The sequence below is a fragment of the Vreelandella lutescens genome (genome assembly GCF_014640815.1).
Taxonomy (GTDB): Bacteria; Pseudomonadota; Gammaproteobacteria; order Pseudomonadales; family Halomonadaceae; genus Vreelandella; species Vreelandella lutescens.
Map to the genome: position 1 here is coordinate 154,519 of NZ_BMHM01000005.1, position 18,342 is coordinate 172,860.

The 18,342-nt window shown below is 57.0% G+C and carries 19 protein-coding genes, 1 CRISPR repeat array and 1 riboswitch (1 of these 21 only partly in view); of the genes, 11 read left to right on the top strand and 8 right to left on the bottom strand.

The genetic code is table 11. The annotated features are described in order from the left end of the window. A CRISPR array of direct repeats spans window positions 1-481; the repeat unit is 28 nt; unit sequence TTTCTGAGCTGCCTGGGCGGCAGCGCAC; it begins 4,714 nt to the left of the window's first position. A 129-nt stretch (window positions 482-610) separates the two neighbouring features. The 6 genes from cas6f to cas1f form a co-directional block, all read right to left on the bottom strand. Next, window positions 611-1,180: a type I-F CRISPR-associated endoribonuclease Cas6/Csy4 gene (gene cas6f / locus IEW65_RS13775; RefSeq protein ID WP_188640048.1), complete on the bottom strand. Its 570-nt coding sequence runs from the start codon at window positions 1,178-1,180 to the stop codon at window positions 611-613. Window positions 1,181-1,183: 3 nt separating this feature from the next. Continuing rightward, complete coding sequence (gene csy3, locus IEW65_RS13780) at window positions 1,184-2,209, bottom strand: type I-F CRISPR-associated protein Csy3 (RefSeq protein WP_188640049.1); 1,026 nt, start codon at window positions 2,207-2,209, stop codon at window positions 1,184-1,186. A gap of 15 nt (window positions 2,210-2,224) precedes the next feature. Beyond that, window positions 2,225-3,193 carry a type I-F CRISPR-associated protein Csy2 gene (gene csy2 / locus IEW65_RS13785; RefSeq protein WP_188640050.1) on the bottom strand — a complete coding sequence of 323 codons (969 nt, stop codon included), beginning with the start codon at window positions 3,191-3,193 and terminating at the stop codon, window positions 2,225-2,227. Further along, window positions 3,186-4,562 (bottom strand): type I-F CRISPR-associated protein Csy1, encoded by a 1,377-nt coding sequence (gene csy1 / locus IEW65_RS13790; RefSeq protein ID WP_188640051.1) that lies wholly within the window; start codon window positions 4,560-4,562, stop codon window positions 3,186-3,188. The genes csy2 and csy1 overlap by 8 nt, the downstream gene beginning before the upstream one ends. A 224-nt stretch (window positions 4,563-4,786) precedes the next feature. Beyond that, the gene (cas3f, locus tag IEW65_RS13795; RefSeq protein WP_188640052.1) at window positions 4,787-8,131 is read right to left on the bottom strand and encodes a type I-F CRISPR-associated helicase Cas3f; all 3,345 of its coding nucleotides are present in this window, start codon (window positions 8,129-8,131) and stop codon (window positions 4,787-4,789) included. Beyond that, window positions 8,128-9,114, bottom strand: a complete 987-nt coding sequence (gene cas1f / locus IEW65_RS13800) for a type I-F CRISPR-associated endonuclease Cas1f (RefSeq protein ID WP_188640053.1) — start codon at window positions 9,112-9,114, stop codon at window positions 8,128-8,130. Before cas1f ends, cas3f begins: the two co-directional genes overlap by 4 nt. A gap of 156 nt (window positions 9,115-9,270) precedes the next feature. On the opposite strand from cas1f, the gene IEW65_RS13805 reads away from it, so the two are divergent. The 6 genes from IEW65_RS13805 to IEW65_RS13830 all read left to right on the top strand — a co-directional run bounded on the left by IEW65_RS13805 (window position 9,271) and on the right by IEW65_RS13830 (window position 13,885). Then, a complete protein-coding gene (locus IEW65_RS13805; protein WP_188640054.1) occupies window positions 9,271-9,939 on the top strand; it encodes a hypothetical protein in 669 nt (222 codons plus the stop codon). Window positions 9,940-10,152: 213 nt separating this feature from the next. Then, window positions 10,153-10,302 carry a hypothetical protein gene (locus IEW65_RS13810; protein WP_162835825.1) on the top strand — a complete coding sequence of 50 codons (150 nt, stop codon included), beginning with the start codon at window positions 10,153-10,155 and terminating at the stop codon, window positions 10,300-10,302. Next, the gene (locus IEW65_RS13815; protein WP_054640913.1) at window positions 10,299-11,033 is read left to right on the top strand and encodes a metal ABC transporter ATP-binding protein; all 735 of its coding nucleotides are present in this window, start codon (window positions 10,299-10,301) and stop codon (window positions 11,031-11,033) included. Before IEW65_RS13810 ends, IEW65_RS13815 begins: the two co-directional genes overlap by 4 nt. Beyond that, window positions 11,017-11,907 (top strand): metal ABC transporter permease, encoded by an 891-nt coding sequence (locus IEW65_RS13820; protein WP_188640055.1) that lies wholly within the window; start codon window positions 11,017-11,019, stop codon window positions 11,905-11,907. The genes IEW65_RS13815 and IEW65_RS13820 overlap by 17 nt, the downstream gene beginning before the upstream one ends. Before the next feature lie 44 nt (window positions 11,908-11,951). Continuing rightward, entirely contained in the window at window positions 11,952-13,064 is a 1,113-nt protein-coding gene (locus tag IEW65_RS13825; RefSeq protein ID WP_188640056.1) for a metal ABC transporter solute-binding protein, Zn/Mn family, read from the top strand. Window positions 13,065-13,195: 131 nt separating this feature from the next. Further along, complete coding sequence (locus IEW65_RS13830) at window positions 13,196-13,885, top strand: cupin domain-containing protein (RefSeq protein ID WP_188640057.1); 690 nt, start codon at window positions 13,196-13,198, stop codon at window positions 13,883-13,885. Here the strand turns inward: IEW65_RS13830 and IEW65_RS13835 are convergent. Together IEW65_RS13835 and gloA are read right to left on the bottom strand one after the other, a co-directional pair. Beyond that, window positions 13,869-14,234, bottom strand: coding sequence for a DUF6164 family protein (locus IEW65_RS13835; protein WP_188640058.1), 366 nt, complete (start codon window positions 14,232-14,234; stop codon window positions 13,869-13,871). The genes IEW65_RS13830 and IEW65_RS13835 overlap by 17 nt on opposite strands. Before the next feature lies 1 nt (window position 14,235). Beyond that, complete coding sequence (gloA, locus tag IEW65_RS13840; protein ID WP_188640059.1) at window positions 14,236-14,769, bottom strand: lactoylglutathione lyase; 534 nt, start codon at window positions 14,767-14,769, stop codon at window positions 14,236-14,238. Window positions 14,770-14,977: 208 nt separating this feature from the next. Between gloA and IEW65_RS13845 the strand changes: the two genes are divergently transcribed. The 5 genes from IEW65_RS13845 to IEW65_RS13865 all read left to right on the top strand — a co-directional run bounded on the left by IEW65_RS13845 (window position 14,978) and on the right by IEW65_RS13865 (window position 18,332). Then, complete coding sequence (locus tag IEW65_RS13845) at window positions 14,978-15,352, top strand: DUF2237 family protein (protein ID WP_188640060.1); 375 nt, start codon at window positions 14,978-14,980, stop codon at window positions 15,350-15,352. 139 nt (window positions 15,353-15,491) lie between these two features. After that, entirely contained in the window at window positions 15,492-15,836 is a 345-nt protein-coding gene (locus IEW65_RS13850) for a hypothetical protein (protein ID WP_188640061.1), read from the top strand. Between the two features lie 49 nt (window positions 15,837-15,885). Continuing rightward, window positions 15,886-15,977, top strand: a riboswitch (TPP riboswitch). 24 nt (window positions 15,978-16,001) lie between these two features. Beyond that, complete coding sequence (thiM, locus tag IEW65_RS13855; RefSeq protein WP_188640062.1) at window positions 16,002-16,811, top strand: hydroxyethylthiazole kinase; 810 nt, start codon at window positions 16,002-16,004, stop codon at window positions 16,809-16,811. After that, window positions 16,801-17,415 carry a thiamine phosphate synthase gene (thiE, locus tag IEW65_RS13860; RefSeq protein WP_188640063.1) on the top strand — a complete coding sequence of 205 codons (615 nt, stop codon included), beginning with the start codon at window positions 16,801-16,803 and terminating at the stop codon, window positions 17,413-17,415. Before thiM ends, thiE begins: the two co-directional genes overlap by 11 nt. Beyond that, entirely contained in the window at window positions 17,412-18,332 is a 921-nt protein-coding gene (locus IEW65_RS13865) for a LysR family transcriptional regulator (protein WP_188640064.1), read from the top strand. Before thiE ends, IEW65_RS13865 begins: the two co-directional genes overlap by 4 nt. Window positions 18,333-18,342: the final 10 nt, after the last annotated feature.

Here is an 18,342-nt window from a genome sequence, read left to right on the forward strand (position 1 = left end):
GTTGGCGGTGAGTACGCCCAGGTGTTCGAGTTTTTCTGAGCTGCCTGGGCGGCAGCGCACATTCCTACTCTTATCCTAAGGCTTCCTCTTATTTTCTGAGCTGCCTGGGCGGCAGCGCACAATCGCGTCGATAACGTGGTGGCCACGGCGAATTTTCTGAGCTGCCTGGGCGGCAGCGCACTGGCACCCCACGCCGCTGCCGCTTAACCAGGTTTTCTGAGCTGCCTGGGCGGCAGCGCACTAAACGGGCACGCTTCAAAGTGAAAAAGCGCATTTCTGAGCTGCCTGGGCGGCAGCGCACCGCCGAGCTGCCTGGAAATTGCGTTTCATGCTTTTCTGAGCTGCCTGGGCGGCAGCGCACTGCGACGCTGAAGCTGTACGGCGCAAGAAAGTTTTCTGAGCTGCCTGGGCGGCAGCGCACCTGTGGGCGCGTTTCGAGCCGATCATGGGCAATTTCTGAGCTGCCTGGGCGGCAGCGCACTAGAGCATATCAAATTTAATCTGCTGATTGTTAAAGAGCTTTGGCCAAAAAAAGCGGTATCACCCTTTCTTGAGCGATACCGCTAAGCGATTGATTATTGGTGGTCAATTTTCACGTTAGAAAAAAGGGTCAAAACCACGGCACCGTAGCATTACTGCTTAAACCATAGTGGTTAAACGCACCCACCACCGAGCTTTCCTGTGGCTTGCTGTGCTCGATAAACAGGCTGAACCGCTGCTGGGTAGAACGGCTATTAATCTGCACAAAGGGCAGCTCTATACGCCGCGCGGCTACTTTGGCGTAAATTTTCCGCGCCTCTTCTTCTGAAATGCCATTCCGCTTGGCATAACGCTTGGCACGGCTTTCACTCCCGGTATTGAACTGCTTCCGTACGACATTAATATGCTGCGCATTCTTGGGAACAACGATCACCTCACTTACATGAGTATGATCACGCATGCCCGTTAGCCAGTCTGCATTCATTAGCTGCTGCAAACGCGTCTGGGTTCCATGCAGGCGCAGATGGTCACCCAACGTGCGAGCGCGAACACCATGTTTATGCCCTGGAAAACTGGCGCCTACGTCCGCAGCCTGTAAGTCGAACAGCGCCCGATGCAGCTTGTTGTAAAGCGCGCCCATCAGCATGGCTTCGGGAAAGTCGGGGTCGGGCCTGAGCCGGATATCAATATAATAATCCATGGCTTACCCCGCCTCGCCGAACACACCGCCACGGATCAGGGTTGCCATCACAAAGTGCTGGTTCTCCTTAGAAGGCACTTGGTCTTTGATCATCCAGTTATCCAGCAGTGAGTAGAAGTCAGCTTTCTGCTTGGGCTGGCGATACGCTTTGCCCTGGGTAGTCACCGAGCCATAAGGCTCGACAGCAATAGGCCCCAGATCTTCATCGTTCTCATTGGGGTACCAAGTGTCGATGGTACGGATGGCGTTACCCAGTTTCTGAGAGTGAATACCGGCAATCTCGCTGACGTGATACAGCGTCTTGCTCTTATCGCCCCGGCCCCGGTCAAGAATTAGCTCTTGAGAGGGGAACACCTCTTGTCCGCTACCCATGCGGACATAGGCCACCACTTCTAGCAGCAAGTGCTGCTCGCCCGCCAACGCGGAGTCGATGACACCCGCAAGTTCTTTAAGCTCGGCAGTATCCTCGAAGGCACGCAACGAAAGTGACAGTGCATCAAACGTCCACTCTTTGGTGGCTTTGCCTTGAGCCAACTGGCGAATACTGACTTCTACTTGCTCTGCGCCCATGCGGTTGCGCCACAGAAAGCGGCCATTGGCGAGGTTATTGGCGTAACGATGCGCCAGCTCGCCAAAGCCTTGCGCTTGCTTATACTCAGCGACGGCTTGTTCCAGCTTGGCTTGGTACTCAGCGTTATTACAGGCTGACGGTGTTCCAGCACCAGCCAGTACGCGCAGGGTGAAGCGGGCAACTAGGGTATCTGCATCGTGAGGCAGTGTGGCTACATCGACGGTTTGTAGATTGGGGTTTTCAATCTGCGCATCTAGTTTCGCGGGGTCTTGGTCTTTGGCTTTCAAGCGGTTGGAAATGGTGCCGCGCACCGATTTTTCGCGCACTTCAACCGGCTGCCACTGCTGTTCATCTTGCCGCTTATCCCAGTGGCTGGCGTATAGCAGCGCATCGGAAGGGTCGAGCTTGCGCTCAAAAGCGAGGACAGAAGCGGTTTTGAGGGTATCGTTTTTAGCCATGATAAAGCTCCTTGTTTACTGTGCTGAGGCGCGAAGGTAATAGTCGTTATTGAGACGGTAGAGGCCCGCTTCTTCGTCGTTATCAACGTACCAAAGCAGGTCTTCAGGTTGCTTCATGCGGTGCGGGCTAACCCATTCACCCATGGAGTAGAGGCTTTCGACAAAGCGGAACGGGGTCTTGGTATCACGGGCGTTGGCGACTTCACTTGGCTGAAAAAGATCTGAAATAGCGCCATAACCCACTGGAATGGGCACCAGCCAGCCGCGATAGGGCCGCTGCGTCTGCCAAACGGGCTTCTCGTTGGGTTCGCCTTCATTTTCTAACGTGCACACATGGTTAAGACGAGAGAGGTCTAACCACGCATCCAGCAAACTGGCGTCTGGATTTTGCTGTTGCAGTGTTTGAAGGTGCTCGGTGAGGTAATCATCCCGCAGGGTGAGGGCAAAGCCCGGCAGCCAGCGCCGCTTCAAGCGAGCGAACTGCTTGTAGCGTTCATCTTCTTTGTCATCAAGCGTGACCCATTGCGGGCGTTGTTTATGGCTTGGCACCGCACGGTTAGGGATGACACTGCCTCCGGCAATGCGCATGCCCGATACAATCTCTCCGATTTGTTTAGCGATATTCTCATGCTCGCTTTCTACAGCGCCGGTATCAATCGAGAAGATCAGCGTGATATCCAGATGGACGCGCCCTTCTTCTACAATCGCTGCCGTACCACCGGTTTTGTCCACTGGGTTGCGCGTCAGGTGAAAGCCACGGATGTAACCACCCTCAGTGGCCTGGGCTTCAAAGTCATGACAAATAACCCCAACACGGCCAAGTGCAACGGGAAGACTCGCCTCTGCTAACTTCCGTTCCAGAGCATGCATCAAACCTACAAATGCACTCATGGCAGGAAAGCCCCAGGTCATTGGGCTGGAAATCGCGTTGGCGTTTTGTACACGCAGACGCGGCAGAACTAGGAGGTTTTTTACTTCACTCATCGTCATCACCTCCTGGCAGGTTGGTTAAGTCTTCCGTTAGGCTTTCCATCCAGCGGCGATCACGATCCTGCAGGCGTTGATGGGTCGCATCTTTCGCGAGCGCTTTCTTCCAGTGGCGGAACTCCACATCACCCAAAGGCAGCTTTCCGCCTAACGCGGCATTGAGCCAGCTAGCAAAGCGGTGGCGAATATCGTCTGCCCACTCCACGCTGTTTCGCGCTTCACGAAAAGCGGTATCCTCTTCGGCGCGGCCAGGGTCTAGCCAATACATTTCTTCTACTGATAATTCGCACTTTTCATCGTCGCTCCAGCCCGCAGGCAGGCTATGCATCTGCATGGCAAACAGCGCCAACTCATCCATCAACATGGCGGTGTAGTCATCGCGCAGGTCGCGGGTGTGCATGTCTGACGTAGGGTTGGTTTCAAGAAACTGTTTGAGGTCTTTAACCAGCGAACGTACGTCTGAACGACTACCAAAGACGCCAGGGTGGGAGAAAACCGATGCGACTTTCAGCGGTGGGCGAATATCGCGCACATTCCAACTGGGTGGCATGGAAGCTAACAAATAGTTATTACCGCCCCGCTCGCTATTCAGCTGCGAGATATTTTGTGGCTTGGTACCACCCATTTTCTGGGCGGCCAAGTTGGGATAACTGTGCACCGATTGCTCAGCGTATTTGCCTTCCCGCTTGGCTTTACGTGCCTCTTTGGCCTCTTCGCTAAAACGGTCATGGTTAATGGTTTGAAAGACCCTGTGCGCCAGAGAAGTGGCGTAGAGCGGTGCTAGCAGATGAAAGTTCTCAGCGTCATTTTCTACGTCTGCGGCATCATCTCCCACCAGCCAGTAGAGCTGTTTGCCTCGGGTATGCGAGGCGTGCTCACCTCGCGGTTCGGTAATCGCCGCAAAGGCGCTGATCCACGCCTGAGCTTGCTCAGGATTATCGCTTAACGCTTTTGCCAGCTCAGTGTCATTTTCCAGCGCCCGCTCAAGTAGCGACTTTCCCTCAAATTGCAGCTTCAAGAACTTATAAACATCCAAGGCGGCAGCGTTCCCTACGACATCGCCCGCAAAATCAGCAGTTAGCGTGTGACTGCCAACAAGAGAATGGTTATTTAGCGATTCAGGTGGGGCGTAAAGATTGGAGCCTTTGGCATCCGGATGAATAGGTTTGAGGGAGTGGGTAACGACTTGTAGTTGACCAACGCGTCTTGCTGCATCGTTGATCCAGGTATCGAATTGGAACTGCTCAACCAGCGCTTGATATTTTGGATCATCAGGAGCTAGCTTTTCTGCCTTGGTATCAAAGCGCTCTTTTAAGAAGGCTTTAATCCCAGAGCGTATTTCTGGTGCTCTACTATTATCTGCCATACATTCTCCTTGTCGTTATCCCACCCTGCTGGCATAGAAATGATGATAAATCACAGCGACCATATCTTTAGTATTCTTTGGTCTGAAGAAGACCAACAATTTGTAGGTTTATGCTCAAAATTTCCAAGTCTCTCCTGGCTTGCTAATGACAACGCTGAAGCTCTTGCTGGCATACAAGCCCTGGTTTGCGAAACGCTCGCGGATATTAATGAACATGTTTAATGTCATTTGCTCCGCCAAAACCCCAACACCGGGTGATACCCCCACCGCTGGTTTCTAGCCGAGGCCGTCACCGTCCCAAAGGTTCGGGCGGCGCGATCTAGGGAGATATCCAGGTCTTCCGCCAAGTCAGCCAGTGCCGTTAAGTAGTCGCTTGCGCCCCAGGGTTGAATCCGCTCGCCCTGCTCTTTTGTTAGGTCTACCCGCACCAGCAGGCTCTCCTCCACCGGCACATAGAGCTTTTCACCGCGCCTTGCGCCATCGTCTACGCGGTGTAGCGTCCAGGTTTCACCGCCCTCATCGGGCAGCAGCGCTAGCGTTATTTCAGGTTCAAGCTGCTTACGAAACGGGTCACGTTGGATCAACACACCGGTTAAATGCAGCTGCGGCATCACATGCCAGCTATAGGCGCCTAAGGGCGGCGGCTTAGGTGTTTTGCCGATTCGTAGCTCTTTTTTGGTTAACGGCTCGGCGGGCTGCTCGATCATCAGTTGGTGTAGCCGCTCGTGCTCCAGGTCTACCAGGCTATCTTTGGCGTGCAGCGTTTCCCGCGCCAGCACACGGGGGCGTGCATCAATTACCTTGTACTCATCTTCCGTTAACAGCTCACTAAGCGAGTGGCTACTTAGCCGCCATTGAAGATCTGTTTCAAAGCCAGGTTTGTGGAAGGCAGGCTTTCCAGATTGCTCTAAATGTTTGAGGTTAGTATCGAGCAGCAAGATATTGGGCGATTCACAAACTTGCTCGCGGTGTCGGCGTACGCGGCCCGCCAGTTGGATAATCGAGCGCATAGAAGAAGGCTCCACTATGGCCCAATCATAGTCGTGGTCGCGGCCCACCTCCGTTACCGGCGAGCCAAGCACGATAAACAAGTGGTCGCTTTCTTCGCTGCTATCCAGCAGGCGGCGGATATCCGGCTGCTGGAAAACGCGATCAGGCTCCGCCCGTTGCAGTGTTCTATCTAACTGGCGCTCAATACCAGAGCGCATCACCAACGGGTGGCGGGAGTGGTAAACGCAGAGGTGAATGTGCACACCTTCCGGCGCGCCCTGCTGAAACAGCGCCCTGGCGACATCCACTAAGGGATCAATATTAGCCATGCGAACCAAGCCAAAGCTGACGCGTTTGCCCGAATGCGGGTCAACGGAGTGATGCTGCTGGTGGAGTGCTAGCGCATTCTCACGCAGTAGGGTCGCAATGGCTGGCCTTATCTCTTCAGGGCGTTTGCCCAGCGGCGGCAACGCTAAAATATCCGCGCGGCGGCGTACCGGGCTTTTGGCGAGGCGCTCTAACCGACGCTTGGCAAAGTCTTGATGCGCGGCCTTGAAAGTTTCGCTACTGGCACAGTTTTCATGCTGGCGGTCATGCTCGTCGAACCAGGCGCAGCAAATATCCACCGCCAAACCCGGTTCGCCCCGGTGGCGCTGAAAGGCTTCGCGACCGCTGCGATAGGCTTCATACAAACCCTCCACCAGCGCAGGCGGCAAGGTGGCCGATGAAAGTAGCACTCGTGAACCTAGCAGCCCCGCCCAATTGACGAGCCGGGTAAGCACCGGCAGGTCGTTGATATCGAAATCGTCGATTTCGTCGAGTACTAAATCGCTGCTCATCAGGCGCAGCATGGGCACGATCTGCCGCCCGCCGCGTGTGCTTTCCGTGGCGGGCACTAGATGGTCAACGGTACATACTAAAATGGGCGCGGCGATCAGCGCGCGAGTGCCTGGCTCATCGCTTAAACGGCGCAGTACCGGGTGGCTATCAAAATTGCCGTCAAACACCACGTGAGCATCTTCTTCGATCAGCGCCTGTTTAGATGCTGAGCCACTGGCTTCGGCTTCTTGCTCGTAGTGCTCAAACAGCGCTTTATTAGCACTGCCACCCACGCGCACGGCGAGTTCATCTTCACCCAAATGCAAACGGTCGCGAAGGGCTTGGCCAGTTTGCAGGGTTAGCGTGCGCAGCCCCAGCGCGATGCTAAAGCGCGCGCCCTGCTGGGGGTCGGCCAGGGCATACATAATGCGCCCATTGGCGAGGGTTTTACCGCAGCCGGTAGACGCCATATTAATGCCAAAAAAGCCTTGGCGCTGGCTGCGCTCCCTAAGCGATTGCGCTAGGTCGAAAGCTTTATCCTGCCAGCGAAAGCGTGGGTGGCTACTGCGTTTACGAAAGCCTTTATGGCGCGCTAAACGGGGTAAGTGGCTATCTACACTGGGTAGCGCACGGGCAACCGCTGCCGCGTGTTTTTCAACCCCTAAAATATGCTCATCCAACGGCTGATTGGGCTTGCCAGTTTTGCGCACGGTATTGGCAATTAACGGGTAGTTGGGCTCGCCGCGCACGCGATGCTGGAGGTCTTCTAGGCTTGAGTAGTGGTGGTCGGCCAGCATTAAGCTAAGCCGGGCTAAGTGCATAACGTAGCGGCTTTCCAGCCAGTGGCTACCAGTTTGCAGCCGTGCCTGTAACCGCGTGGCAAGCTTTGTGGCACGCTCACGCCAACGTGGCGTACTAACGGGCAACCCCCTTTTAAACTGCCAGTATGGCGCAATACGTTTAGGGTCTTGGGTCTCAGGAATCTCGTTCCACTCGGCATGAATAGAGGCAAACAGCGCACCTAGTTGCTCCGATTGAAGTGGCGTATTTCCTCTGCCCCAACGTCGTTCAGCCGCGCCATCGCGTTCCGGTGGCTTTAACGGTAACCGGTGGTGGCTAAGCACTAGCCAACCCAGCGCAGCCGCCAACGGGGGTAAACGGCTAAACACCGCAGAGGTGGGTGTATCTAGCCCGTCGCGCTCTAATCCCTCCAGCCAGTCTTGCTCTTGATAGTTACCTTCAGCCAGACGCGCCAACCAGGCAGCGTCGTCATCACTTCCCACAAATGCTTGGAACAGGCGGAGCGATATCCACTCATGACGGTATAAGTTGCGCCCATCTACTTTGCCTTTGAGCCGCTGCTGAAAGGCATCACAGGCTTTCCCAAGATCGTGCAGTAACGCGGCCAAGGCGGTGAGCAGAAGAATATCTTCACCGCTGTGCCAGTCATTTTCATCGCGGCGGCGCAAGATATCGCGGGCGGTGGTATTGGTCGGTACCGCACCATTGAGATTGAACTGGGCAGCATCCCCCACCACCCACATCAGCTCGCTGTGATCGTGGCCACGAATCCAGTGGCAGGCAACGGCAGTATTTTTACGGGCCGTCTTACGTAGTAGCTTACGCAGCGTATCCAGCCCGGCTTGGGTAATGGGCGTTTGCCACGTGCGGTCACCCCGGCGTTCGGCAAACTGGTCGAGGATGCGGCGTGTTTCTTTTAGGGCATTTTTATTGCACTGGGAAATTAGCAGCACGTTCATGAATCGCCGCTCCCCAGTTCTTGCCCCAGCGCCTGGGCGACTTCCTTGAGCGTATCAATCATAAAATCGAGGGATTCAGTGCGGGTTAAGCGCTCAATACAGGCTTGGCGGAACTCTTGCTCTTCATCGCCGCGCATGGCGGAAATAAATGCCTGGGGCAGGATGACGGCGTCTTTCACCAAGTCGGCTACATCAAACACCAAGCCGCCCCGGCGGGTTTTGCCATGAAGTACCGCCAATCCATGAGGAATGCCAAGTACCCAAGTGGCGGTGGCCGCCAATCCGTAAGCCAAATAGTTGCCGTGATCGAGAAAGCGGTTGGCGGGGTCGGTGCCTGTGCCACGCTTGGCTCGGGTGAAATCACCGTAGTCGACGGCATTCACAGCGAGTTTAAACAGCGTTTTAGTTAATCGCGCTTCTAAGGTGAGCAGATCGACAGTACTGGGGGCATGCTTGATCGCTTCGCGGTGATGGTTGAGCGCGCTGTGCAGGTGATCGGTTGAAATAGTAAAGCCTGCGTCTTTCATCACTCGGCTTGTCCACAGCGCTTCAATACGCGCAAGGCGCGCCTGCTGAAATGCGCGGGCGGCATCCAAGCGTTTGGCATCATCAAACCAGAAGCGTACCCAGTATTGCAGGTACTCCGTGGGCCGGTACTCGCTTTGTGGCGTCAGCCAGGCAACGTCCACATCCACTTCATTGGCAGCAAACAGCGGTGTGCCACCGCCTCCACAGAATCCGACTAACACACCCGCTTTGGCGAGTTCACGCATGGCGGCTTGGGTAATAGAGGTGCCTGTCCCCAGCAAAATCGAGGTGGTATTAGCGATGGGAATATTCCAGTAGCGGGATTTGCTGCCCTCATCGGTGACGTACTCCACTCGCCCACCGTTCACTAATACTCGGCAGTGCTGGAGGTAGTAGAGATTGGCACGCTTGGAATGCAGGATGGTTTTAAGATCAGAAGGCGAAAAGTCATCCATGGCAGCTCTCCTATTTTCTTACCCCCATCTAAGCACCCTTCGCTTTAAAACGCCATTGATCCTCATCACACTTTGCCCACTCGCTTTACACGCTCGTAGCGCTCCCCTGCCGTGCTACGCTTAACGCATTCATATCGATTACTTTGGGGCTCATCCATGCAGTTACGTCAACGTTTACGAGTGGGCTTAGCGGCGGGGGCGGCGCTGTTGGTGTCGCTGCCTGTTCAGGCACAAACCAGTGCGGATTGGGCGGCTTACGATGAGGTGTTTGAGCGTGGGGCGCAGCACGCGCAGTGGTGGGATGCGGGTTGGACGGGCATCTATGCCGCCAGCCTTGCGTATGATGCTTACCAGTCCAGTGAAGCCAGCGACCCGGACGACCGTTTTGATGCCCGCGTTGGGGTCGTGAAATCGGCGTTAGCCCTAGGCGGTATGCTGACTGACCGCCAGCCGCATCAGGCGGCGCTGGTAGAGTACGAGCGCCTTAAAGCGCAGGGCGAATTAAGCGGCGTGCAAGCCTTGGGGTTGCAGCTGGCCCAGGCAGAACGCGAGCGCCGGGGATGGGAAGCGCGGGTCAGCTCGCTGGTGGTGAATACGGTGGCAGGCGCGGTGATTGCGGCTGACGGGCGCGAGCGCGATGGTGCCGTCAACTTTGCGACGGGCATGCTGATTAATGAACTGCAAATTTGGACGCAGCCCAACCAAGCCTCCAGCGCGATCAACCGCTTTCAGCCCGCCCGCGTTTCGTTTGGCCCTCTCACGCTGGAAGGTGAATACGCGCTGATGGTGTCGCCCCAACAGATTGGGGCTACCTGGCGCTATTAAATCGTCCTTACCTCCGCCATTTGCCTACCCCTCACCGTGCCCGCTGTTGTTAGCCCTTTAGTCATTAACCACTACGGGGCACTTTTTACGTGGTTCAAAGATTAGCGCGCTTACCGTTGTCAGCGCGCTGTGAGCGCGTAAAATATCCGCCACTTTTTTTGGTTTCATCAAATGTTATGTTATAACTTATTTATTCGTTAGCGAGGTCGCTCGATGAGTGAGCATATGCATCGCCATAACAAGGAAGGTCCTTGTCATTTTTCGTTGATGTCGCTGTCGGCCACTAAGCGGCTGGGCTTTGTTGCGCTGCCATTGCTGGCCCTGTGGGGGCTAGTGGTGTGGGCAGGCGGGTGGCCGCTATGAGCGAGCGTTCCTCTTCGCGCTTGCAGCTGCACGACCTGCACTTGGCCCAGGGCCGCCGCACGGTGCTAGAGCATGTGGATGGCGATATTAAACCCGGCGCGATTACCGCGCTCATTGGTGCGAACGGTGCCGGTAAAAGCACGCTGATTCAGGCCATTATGGGTGAACTGCGGCCCATTAGCGGCAAGGTGGTATGTACGGTGGATAAAGCCCGCCGTGCCTGGCTGCCCCAGCAGCTGGCGTTAGACCTCACCTTCCCCATGAGCGTGGAAGAGCTGGTCATGACCGGCAGTTGGCCAAGCCACGGGGCGATGAAAGGCTACTGTGCCGCCCATTACCGTAAAGGCCGCGAGATTATGGCGCGCCTGGGGATTTCGCACTTGGCTCACCGCCCGCTGGGCGAGCTTTCCGGCGGCCAGCGCCAGCGGGCGCTGATTGGCCGCACGCTGATGCAGGAAGCGGAGCTGCTGCTGCTAGACGAGCCGTTTGCCAATGTAGATAGCGATACGGTCGATATTTTGATTCGCATTTTGCGCCAGATGGCCGACGAGGGCGTCACGATCATTATTGTGTTGCACGATATGGACCACCTGCGCCGCTTGGCGGATGAGGTGTTGATGCTTAATGGCGGCCATGGCCGCTGGGTCGCTCCCAGCGCGCTTAACCACCAGCATGCCCCGGCCCAAGTGGTGCCGTTTACCTTAGGAGGCCGTCATGCTGGCACTGCTTGATGCATGGTTCATTGCACCGTTTGATTACGGCTTTATGCGCCGTGCCGTGGTTGGCGGGCTTGCCCTTTCACTGGCCGCCCCGCCGCTGGGAGTGTTTTTGGTGCTGCGCGGCATGAGCCTGATTGGCGATGCCATGGCCCATGCCATTTTACCTGGCGTGGCACTGGGCTTTTTGCTGGCGGGATTTTCGCTGCCGGTGATGAGCGTGGGCGGCGTGCTGTTTGGGGTATTAGTGGCGCTACTGGCAGGGGCGGTCTCGAAAATGGGCGGCCAGCGGGAAGATGCGGCCATGGCGAGCTTTTTTATTATTTCGTTGGCCGCCGGGGTCATGCTGATTTCCATGGGGGGCAGCAGCGTGGATTTAACCCACGTGCTGTTCGGCTCCATTTTGGCGATTAACTCCACGGCGCTGCTGCTGATCGCCTCAATCAGTACGCTCATTGTGATCACCCTGGCGATTATCTTCCGCGCCCTGGTGGTGGAGTGTTTAGATCCGCTGTTTTTACGCGGCCAAAGTAGTCGCAGCGGTTGGGTACATAGCGTCTTTTTAGGGCTGCTGGTACTGAACTTAACGGCGGGCTTCCAAACCCTGGGCACGCTGATGGCCGTTGGCTTAATGATGCTGCCCGCTACGGCAGCACGGTTTTGGAGCAAGCGGTTAGAAGGCTTGATCGGTATTGCCGTGGTGTTAGCAATGCTGGCCAGCACCGGCGGGCTGCTGCTGTCGTTTCATTTGGACACGCCCTCAGGCCCCAGCATTATTTTGCTGGCCGGGGTGGCGTATTTACTCTCGGCGCTGTTTGGCCGTTACCACAGCTTGGCCGCCAAGCTGCGACGCAAAACCACGCCTTTGGCGCTGGAACAGTCGCACTAGCGGGTTGATGTTCATACGGTTATTTCTTAAATCAGGAGCATGTTATGTCGCTTTTCTCTTCATCGCGTTGGCTGGTGGGCGTTTCGGCCATGTTGGCACTGCCTGCCGCCATGGCCAACGAACGGGTGCAGGTCGTCACCAGTTTCTCCATTTTGGCGGACATGGTGGAAAACGTCGGTGGAGAGCATGTGGAGGTCAGCTCGCTGGTGGGCCCCGATGGCGATGCCCACGTTTATTCCCCCAGCCCAGGCGATGCCCGTGCGCTAGCCGGTGCCGACTTGGTGGTCTTCAACGGCTTGCTGTTTGAGGGCTGGATGGAGCGCCTGATTGACTCAAGCGACTATAGCGGCCCGATGGTCACCGCCACCGACGGCATTGCTCCGCGGGCGTTTGCGGCCCATAACCATGATGACCATGGGCACGAAGCGCATGAGCATGAGCATGAGCATGAGCATGAGCATGAGCATGAGCATGAGCATGAGCATCATGATCATGACGATCACGGGCATGACGAAGAAGAGCACGCCCATAATGACCATAGTGGCCACGAACATGGGGACGAAGATCCTCACGCTTGGCAGGACCTGCAGCAGGCCAAGGTTTACGTCGCCAATATTCGTGATGGCTTGATCGAGGCGGATAGCGCCAATGCGCAGAGCTACCAAGCCAACGCCGAACGCTACCTGGCAGAGCTGGATAGCGTTGATGCCGAGATTCGTGAACTGCTCAGCGAGATTCCTGCGTCGGCCAGTGTGATCACCGGGCACGACTCGTTTGGCTACTTCTCAAGCGCTTACGGCGTGAACTTCCTCTCACCGGTCGGGCTCTCTACCGAAGCCGACCCCAGCGGCGCTAGCATGGCGGCCCTGGTGGATGTGATTGAGCAGGAGAACGTGCAGGCGCTGTTTCACGAGAACATGACCAACCAAGCGATCATTACGCAGCTGGCAGAAGAAACCGGCCTGCCCATCGCAGGCACGCTTTACGCGGATGCGCTAGCCAGTGAAGGCGACGCCAGTACCTACCTTGGCATGATGCGCCACAATGCGCAGGTGCTGCACGACGCCCTGGCAGCACCGGGCCATGACGATCATGGTCATGACGACCACGACCACGACCACGACCACGACCACGACGATCATGGTCATAGCCACTGATCCATACCGTGAAGCGCAAAATACCGCCGAAAGGCGGTATTTTTTTGCATTGCATTTTGCTCGGTGGATGGGGAGACTTGCACCACCGATTGTCGTTAACGTTGTTTAAACCACTGCAAAGAGCCACTACCATGCGCCTAAACGCCGATTTTAGCCACTTTGCCTGTGTCACACCGGAGCAGTATCGCTGGGTTGCCTCGCCTAGCGCAGGTGTGGAACGAATGATGCTAGACCGCATCGGCGATGAGGTAGCCCGCGCCACGAGCCTGGTGCGCTACGCGCCCAATAGCCAGTTCAGCCGCCATACTCACGACGGCGGTGAAGAAATTCTCGTGCTAGAAGGCGTGTTTGCGGATGAACATGGCCGCTACCCGGCGGGCAGCTACCTGCGCAACCCCATCGGTACCGGCCATACGCCGCAAATTGGCGAAGAGGGCGCGTTGATCCTGGTAAAGCTGCATCAGTTTGATGAGAACGACCTGCTTCAGCTTGCCATTCCCGCCCACCGCTTGCCCTGGCAACCCGACCGCAGGCCCGGCATTACGTATAAAATGCTGCACACCTATCAAAATGAGCGGGTCAGCCTGGAGCGTTGGGAGAGCGATATCACTATCGACTACCCTTCACTGCCGGGTGGATTAGAACTGCTGGTGCTGGAAGGCTCGCTGTGCGATGCAAGCTGCGAGTATCCGGAAGGCAGCTGGTGCCGCTACCCACCCGGCGCGACCCCGCAACTTCGTGCAGGTCAGCAGGGGGTTATGATGTACGTGAAGCGTGGGCATCTTTCCGACGCCCTCTCCCACGCTAACGCGCCAAGCTAATAAACGGCAGCAAAGTGAGCAGTGCAATCAACACCACCGCCACTATAACGAGCGTGACCTGAAACGGATGCGCTAATAAGCGCCGCCATAGCGTGGGCGCTTCATTACGCGCCAGCGCTTCTTCATGGGCTTTTCGGGCGTTGGCTTGGCGCTCACTCTGGTACTCGGCCAGCACGTGCTCTGCTTGTTCGCGCTGGGCGGGGTTGCGCAGCCAAATGGCATCGACCCCCAGGCGGAAAAACCCCGCCTGGGTTTCGTACACATCAAAGCCATGCTCATCCAGCAGTTGGCGAACTTCCATGGCTTCTTCATCGGTGACATGTCGCAACCGAAACAGCAAGTGGGCCATATTAGTCGCCCATCGCTGCCATGCGGTCCGCTTGAATCACTTCGATCCAGTAGCCATCGGCATCTTTCACGAAGATGACGTCTTTCATTTTGCCTTGGTCGGCACGTTTAACGAAGGTGACGTCGTGCTCATCGAACCACGCTTGGGCGGCTTCTAAGTCCGGCACACTAAAGCAGATATGCCCGAAGCCTTGCGGCTCTGCGTTGCCATCGTGGTAGGCAAAGTCCTGCTCGTTTTCGGTGCCCCAGTTGTGGGTCAGCTCTAGCAGGCCCTTCTGGCTGAAGGTCCAGGCGGTACGGGCCTGGGTCTCTTCAGGCACGCTGTCGTTGGCTTCTACGTTGGCGAGGAAATAGAGCGAGAACTGCATCTCTTCGAAGTCCAGCCGCCGCAGCACCTGCATGCCGAACACTTTGGAGTAGAAGGCCAGCGCACGCTCGGGGTCTTTGACCCGCAGCATGGTGTGATTTAAACGAAAGCCCTCGGTTTGGGGGGCTGCCGGGACGACACCTGGGTGCTGTTCACCTTGATACGACATACAACTCTCCTCTTCGGTTTGGGCCATCATCCAAGCAGCGCGGCCATTGCGCAAATTCTTTGACGAACGTATTACTTTGTACAAGGCTTAGACTTTTAACATCGCCCGCCTTCTCGCACAGGCTCACTGTATGCTGATGGCACGGCTTATTTCCCCTGTTATGAGGGCGCGGAATGGAGAATTCCAGCCCTTTTCCCAAGGAGCCTTTATGTCCCGTGATCGAAATGTGCTGGGTGAACCGTTAACACCCTGCTGCCACGACCCTAAAACCGGATTCTACCGCGATGGGTTTTGTCGCGTTGGCCCTGATGATGTGGGCATCCATTCGGTATGCGCCATGGTCACCGAGGAGTTTCTCGCTTTCTCCAAAGCCCAGGGGAACGACTTAGTGACTCCGCGACCAGCGTGTGGCTTTCCTGGCCTGAAGCCTGGCGACCGCTGGTGCTTGTGCGCGCACCGCTGGGCCGAAGCCGCTCAGGTAGGCTTGGCACCGCCCGTGATTCTTTCAGGCACCAATGAGCGCACTCTAGAGATTATCCCGCTGATTAAATTGCAGCAGCATGCGCTGGATGCCGTGCATTAACGAACATAATAGGGTTTATGCGCCTTATCATTGGAAAATCGTCACTGGAAAATCTATGCAACCCTTCTACACTTCTCTTTCAACATCTTTACATATTGACTAGTGATGCCTCGCTGATGGCGTCCTGCAGGAGTGCGTCATGACCGCAATCGATATGACCCTTGGCGACCGCCTTACGCTAAAGCAGTTAGCCTATGCCATTCAAAACGGCTTTTCGCCAATTGTTGAAGTGGAGTCCATGGATGGGATCTACAAGGTGCGCTTTCATCATGCCAATGGGGTATCGGATCTGAGCGATACCCACGGACGCGTGAGTACGTTTCTGGGCACCGGAGAAATTCGCGACACGCTGGGCCAGCTCGGCTTGACCCATGGCGTACTGACCTTCTCAGACCAGTGCGGCGATGAAATGATCGGCGTTTCCGGCCGCGCCATCACGCCAGATGAAATGCTCACCTACGGCACCCGCATCGCCTTTCGTTAAGTCTTGCCCGCCAGGGGTTTACAGCCCAGCCCAAGGCTAGGATAGTAGCCACCAACGACAGGGGCGCCGCACGGCGGCTGAGAAGCACCCTTTGAACCTGAACCGGATAACGCCGGCGTAGGGAGTCGTGGTGCTTTCCACCACCTCCTTTGCCGGGAGGATGCTATGACCCACCCACCGCTTGGCGACATGCTCGCCACGTTGCGCGAGACCACCCCGCTCGTTCACTGCATGACCAACTATGTCGCGATGAACAGCACGGCTAACCTATTGTTGGCTATCGGGGCATCGCCCGCCATGCTACACGCCCCGGAAGAAGTGGCTGAATTCACCGTCATCGCAGGTGCGCTCTCGATCAATATTGGTACGATCTCTTCCTCTTGGGCAGCGTCGATGGCGCTTGCCGCGCGCGCAGCAAACGAGGCAGGCACGCCTTGGGTATTAGATCCCGTCGCCGTTGGGGCAACGGCCTTTCGTCAGCAGGTGTGTACTGAACTACTGGCCCACCAGCCGACGGTTATTCGTGCCAACGCATCGGAAGTCATGGCGCTTACCGGCCTTACCAGCCAAGGGCGTGGTGTCGACGCGACGACAACGACAGAGGATGCCGCCCAAGCCGCCATTGGTTTAGCCCAGCAGCAGCGCTGCATCGTCGCGATGACCGGAGAAACCGACTTCATTACCGATGGCACCCACCATTACCGCTTAACGGGCGGGCATTCCATGATGCCCCGCGTGACCACTCTGGGCTGCGGGTTAAGCGCTCTGGTGGCTGGGTTTGTGGCCGCTAACCGCGAAGACCCACTGACGGCCACGCTGGCGGCGTTGGCATGCTTCAGCATTGCAGGCAGCCGTGCAGGGCAGCAGGCCAGCGGGCCGGGCAGCTTTCAAGTGGCGCTCCTGGACGCACTGTATTCCCTCACGCCGGATGACCTCTCTTCCCTTAGCCAACTGGAGGCACTGCATGCGGTGTGATCTTTCGCTCTATTTAGTCACCGATGCGGCCCTGTGTGCAAAAGCAGGCCTGGAAGCCACGGTGGAGGCCGCCGTGAAAGGGGGCGTCACCCTGGTGCAACTGCGCGACAAACACGCCAGCGACGAGTCGATGATCGCCCAGGCGCAGCGGCTTAAAGCGCTACTGGCAGGCACTGGGGTGCCGTTAATCATTAACGACCGGCTCAACGTCGCCGTGGCTAGCCAGGCCGATGGCCTGCACGTTGGTCAGAGCGATACCGCCGTTTTGGAGGCGCGCCAAGCGCTGGGGCCACAGGCCATCATAGGGCTATCGATTAATACGCTGGAGCAGCTGCACAACGCCCCCGTGGCGCTGCTAGATTACGTGGGTTTGGGGCCGGTGTTTGCGACCGTCAGTAAGCAAGACCACGCCCAGCCGATTGGTTTTGATGGCTTAGCGACGCTGGCCAGCGCCTGCCCCCTGCCGAGCGTGGCGATTGGCGGTTTGAAAGCACAGCATGCCACCCAAGTGAGGGCCGCGGGGGCCAACGGCCTTGCGGTGATCTCCGCCATTTGCGGCCAGCCCGACCCCTACCAGGCAGCGCTGGCGTTTCGCGCCCCATGATTCAGCTCGACCAGCTAGCGGCCTTCGTCAAAGTCGCAGAGCTTGGCAGCTACACCCGCGCCGCGGAGACGCTAGATCTCTCGCGCACGCGGGTGTCGCGGCAGGTAATGGCGCTAGAGGAAGCGCTGGGCGCGCGCTTGATTCAGCGCACCACACGGCGGCTGCACCTCACCGAAGCGGGCGAGCGCTACTTGGCCCGCGCTCAGGCCATACTACTCGCTTTGGATGAGGCCGCGGCCGATGTCGGCAGCGGCACCCGCACCGTCAGCGGGCGACTGCGTATCAACGGGCCAATGAGCTTCGGCACCCGCTATTTGGCTCCTCAAGTCGCTGCGTTTATGCAGGCCCACCCCGCCTTAGAGGTGCGGTTAGACCTTAACGATCGCCGCGTGGACCTGTTAGAGGAAGGCTACGACCTGGCCATTCGTATTGGCAGCCTGCCCGACTCAAGCCTGATTGCCAAACGCCTCACCCGCTGCCAGTTAGTGTTTTGCGCTTCAACCGAGTATCTCACCCAATACGGCACGCCAGCGTGCATTGAAGACCTTGCCCAGCACCGCTGCCTGCGTTATCGCAGTGGGCAAACGAGCGGCGACTGGCGGCTTGGCAACCAGCTGTTTAACGTGGCAGGGCCGCTTGAGAGCAATAACGGTGACATGCTGACCCACGCAGCCGAAGCGGGGCTGGGTATTGCGCAGCAGCCCAGTTTCTTGGTAACCGAAAGCATTGCCTGCGGGCGTTTAGTGCCTATTTTGACGCACCTGCCTTCCACGCTGCTGGATATTCATGCGCTCTACCCTGCCAGGCGCTTTCTACCAGCCAACGTGGTGCGCTTTATTGATCAACTAGCAGATGCGTGGGGCGACCCACCGGTGTGGGAGCAGGAACTGGGATTGTCGCGAAAAACGCAACAGTGAAGTGCGACAC